At 55.0% G+C, this 4,052-nt stretch carries 2 protein-coding genes and 2 pseudogenes; 1 reads left to right on the top strand and 3 read right to left on the bottom strand.

All coding sequences use genetic code 11. The features are described from left to right. From KB557_RS09425 to KB557_RS09415, 3 genes and pseudogenes are all read right to left on the bottom strand, one after another. Window positions 1-1,802, bottom strand: a pseudogene (locus KB557_RS09425) (glycine dehydrogenase (aminomethyl-transferring)); the annotation flags it as partial. Window positions 1,803-1,873: 71 nt separating this feature from the next. After that, window positions 1,874-2,263, bottom strand: coding sequence for a glycine cleavage system protein GcvH (gcvH, locus tag KB557_RS09420; protein WP_255133578.1), 390 nt, complete (start codon window positions 2,261-2,263; stop codon window positions 1,874-1,876). 26 nt (window positions 2,264-2,289) lie between these two features. Beyond that, the gene (locus KB557_RS09415; protein WP_399218937.1) at window positions 2,290-3,564 is read right to left on the bottom strand and encodes an aminotransferase class I/II-fold pyridoxal phosphate-dependent enzyme; all 1,275 of its coding nucleotides are present in this window, start codon (window positions 3,562-3,564) and stop codon (window positions 2,290-2,292) included. Between the two features lie 150 nt (window positions 3,565-3,714). On the opposite strand from KB557_RS09415, the pseudogene KB557_RS09410 reads away from it, so the two are divergent. After that, window positions 3,715-4,052 (top strand): annotated as a pseudogene (locus tag KB557_RS09410) (acyl-CoA desaturase); the annotation flags it as partial.

Raw genomic sequence — 4,052 nt, 5'->3', positions numbered from 1 at the left:
TCACATTGCACCGCCACCACCTGCATGCCTGCCATCACTGCACTGGCCGGGTTAGTGCCGTGGGCGCTGGTGGGGATTAAACACACCTTGCGGTGGCTTTCCCCCCTGCTGTTGTGCCAGGCGCGAATTACAAGCAAACCTGCAAATTCGCCTTGGGAGCCGGCATTTGGTTGCAGGGAAACCGCAGCAAAACCAGTGAGGGCAGCTAACCAGCCTTCCAAATCATTAATTAAACGCTTGTAACCCTGGCGTTGCGGCGCTGGCACAAAGGGATGCAACCCACTAAATGCAGGCCAGCTCACCGGCAGCAACTCTGCCGCGCCGTTTAATTTCATCGTGCAGCTGCCGAGCGGAATCATCCCGTGCACAAGGGAAAAATCCTTGGCCACCAGCCTTTGGATGTAGCGCAGCAATTCGGTTTCACTGCGATAGCGCTGAAAAACCTCCTGTTGCAACCAAGGGCGAAGCCGGGGGCCAATTTCCCCCACCCCCTCAGGCCTTGCAGCTGCAGCAGCTAGTAGATCGCTGATAGCGGGTGGCTGTTGGCCTAATCCAACGCCGAAGAGGGCCAGCAAGCGCTGCAGTTCAGCAGTATTACTGCAAGCATCAAGGCTGATGCCAATTCCATCTGGCAATTGCAAAAAATTGAACCCCGCCGCTTCTGCTTGGGCGATCCAACTGCTCGGATTTTCTAGCCGCAATTGCAACGTATCGAAGCTGGGGGTGGCACTTAATTCCAGCCCCATCTGGCTTAAGCCCAAAGCCAAAGCAGCTGTTAAGCGTTGCACCTGCAAAGCCTGGGCTTTTAAGCCCTTCGGGCCGTGGTAAACCGCGTAGAAACCAGCCAACACCGCAAGTAACACCTGAGCTGTGCAGATGTTGCTGGTGGCTTTATCACGGCGAATGTGTTGTTCACGGGTTTGCAACGCAAGCCGCAGGGCTTCATTACCTTCATCGTCTTTTGAAATTCCAACCAACCTGCCAGGAATCTGCCTTTTATAAATTTCGCTGCAGGCAAAAAATGCAGCATGGGGGCCGCCAAAGCCAAGGGGCACTCCAAATCTTTGGGCGCTGCCCACTGCGATTTCAACCCCCAAGCTGGCCACCGGTGCCATCAACACCTGCGCTAGTGGATCCACCACAGCGATAACTACTGCTCCCGCCGCTTTTGCCTTAGCGATTACCGCCTCAGGATTAAGGCAGCGGCCACTGGCTCCAGGCAACTGCAAAAGCAGGCCAAAACTGCGCTGATCAAACTGCATTGCCAGCGGATCTTCAAGCACCAACTCAATGCCAAGCGGTTCAGCGCGGGTTTGCAACACCGCCAGGGTTTGGGGAAATAAATCCGCCTGCACATGAAAGCGTTGGGCCTCAGGGCGGCGGCATACCCCACGGGCAAGAGCCATCGCTTCTGCTGCTGCCGTGGCCTCATCTAATAAAGAAGCATTGGCAATCTCTAAACCCGTTAGCTCGCTGATCAGGGTTTGAAAATTGAGCAGCGCTTCAAGGCGGCCCTGGGCGATTTCCGCTTGATAAGGGGTGTATGCCGTGTACCAGGCGGGATTTTCAAATACATGGCGCTGCAGCAACGCAGGAATTGGGCAGCTGTAGTAACCGAGGCCGATCAGGCTGCGCAATTGTTGGTTTTGGCTAGCAATTTGCTCCAAATCCGCCAATGCTTGGCCTTCAGAGCAACCCGTTGGCAATCCCTCGCACGCTTCATTGGCGGGTAGCAAGATCGCTGCAGGCACGCATTCCTGCAATAAATCCTCCAGGGTTTCACAGCTGAGCCGCTCGAGCATCAAGGCCTGTTCAGCTGGCGATGGCCCGAGGTGGCGCTCAACAAAAGCATCAGCCGCCTCTAAATCAAAATTCACTTGCCCTGCACCTTGGCGCTGTAGGCAGCGGCATCAAGCAACGCCGCCGCTTGGCTCGGATCAGTGGCTTCTATTTCCAGCAGCCAGCCAGCACCGTAGGGATCGTTTTGCAGCAGTTCCGGTTGATCAATTACCGCTTGATTGCAGGCCAGCACCCTCCCGGAAAGGGGGGCATACATCTCCTCCACCGCTTTCACCGATTCCACCGTGCCAAAACTCTTACCAAGTTCAAGCGCGGCACCGGGGCTTGGCAACTCAACAAACACAATGTCGCCCAATTGCTGCACGGCAAAAGCACTGATGCCAACTCGAATAGGGGCCGCATTAAGTGCCGCGTATTCATGGCTGTCTGCATAGAGCAGTTCAGCAGGAAAAGAAAGGGCCATCGCCTGCGTGAGGATGGAAAGTGTTTTTAGTTTGAAGCAAGGGCCCACCAGCCCGTGAGTGCCGCAGCTAAAGCAAGGGCCCCGTGGCTGCGGTGGGTGCCCCCTTGGCTGAAGAGCACGTAAGGCTCCCTAAGGGGCGCATCAGCGGAAAATTCACTGGTGCTGCCATCGATAAAGGTGCCTCCTGCCATCACGAGATCACTGCTGTAACCAGGCATTGCTGCTGGCACCGGGTTTAGATAGCTCTCCACCGGAGAGCAACTTTGAAAAGCCCGGCACACCTCCTGCAGGGCCCTTGGATCACCAAACTTCACCGCTTGAATCACATCACTGCGGGCTGCTCCAGGCAGGGGTTGCACCTCTAAATTTTGGTTAAGAAAAACTTGGGCAATTAAATCAGCATTGATCAGGGCTTCTGCCACCATTTGCGGTGCCAAAAATAAGCCTTGAAATAAAAGACGATGCAAATCAAAACCGGTGCCGCCAGCCGCGCCGATACCTGGGGCTGTAAGCCGGCAGCAGGCCTGCTCCACTAGTTCTGCCACACCAGCAACGTATCCACCGGTTGGAACAATTGTGCCGCCGAGATTTTTGATCAATGAACCGGCGATTAGATCAGCGCCAACGGCGGTGGGTTCTTCTGCTTCCACCAATTCGCCATAGCAGTTGTCAACAAAAACAATGCAGTTGCGCTGCAGTTTTTTTATTTGATCGCAAAGCCGAGCGATTTCCGCCACCGGCAGCGAAGGCCGCCAGCTGTAGCCGCAACTGCGTTGAATCAAAACCATCCGAGTTGGAATCGATAGGGCAGCGGCGAGGCCCTCTGTATCAACAACGCCTGTGGGGCTTAGGGGTAGTTCGCTGTATTCAATGCCAAATTCCGCAAGAGACCCCTTCCCATGGCCCCGCAAACCGATTACCTCCTCAAGGGTGTCGTATGGGCGGCCGGTGATTGAGAGCAAACGATCCCCTGGCCGCAGCACACCGAATAAGGCTGCTGCAATGGCATGGGTGCCACTCACAAATTGCAACCGCACAGCTGCCTGTTCTGCCCCCAGCACCCGGGCAAAAACACGATCGAGAGTTTCACGGCCTTGGTCGTTGTGGCCGTAGCCATTCACGGAAGCGAAGTGATGGGTGCCGAGTTTTTCAGCTTGAAAAGCAGCTAACACTTTTGCTAACTGCGGTTGCACTGCGGCGGTGCGCTTTGCAGCATGGCCTTCTATCTGCTCCTGAGCAGCTGCCACCGCCTCCCAAGCGCTGGGGCAAGCCAGAGGCCATACCGGAAAATCACTCAGCACAGAAGATCGTAATTCGGTATTTCAGCAATCCTCCCCCAGCCCGCTCCAGCACTTGCTGCCCGATAGCAGCTAAATTCAATCAATCAGCTGTTGCATAAAACAGATCTGATCCCCCCAGTTTCACGAACTGGGTTTTTATTGGAGATTCAATTGGTCGTTGCGCCACAACCTTCCGCCACAGCTGCTTTAAACCAGCAGGAATTGCAGGAAAAGCTTTATGCCCCTCGCGGCCCGTTACCGGTAAATCAAAGAAAGGTAAAAAAAGGTACTTTCGTTTTTATGCTTGCCAACCATGTAGGAGCTGTGGCGGCACTGCTGCCAATGTTCTGGAGTTGGTGGGGGTTATTCACTTTCGCCTTTCTGTATTGGGTAACAGTGCTTGGTGTAACCCTCGGTTTGCATCGCCTTGTTGCCCATCGCAGCTTTGAAACGCCCCATTGGCTGGAAAGGTTGCTGGTGCTTATGGGCACCTTGGGCGCCCAAGGGGG

The organism is Synechococcus sp. Cruz CV12-2-Slac-r (assembly GCF_024346075.1).
In the GTDB taxonomy this organism is placed as follows: domain Bacteria; phylum Cyanobacteriota; class Cyanobacteriia; order PCC-6307; family Cyanobiaceae; genus Synechococcus_D.
Note: the sequence above shows the minus strand (reverse complement) of the source record. Positions and strands in the feature narration are given on the sequence as shown.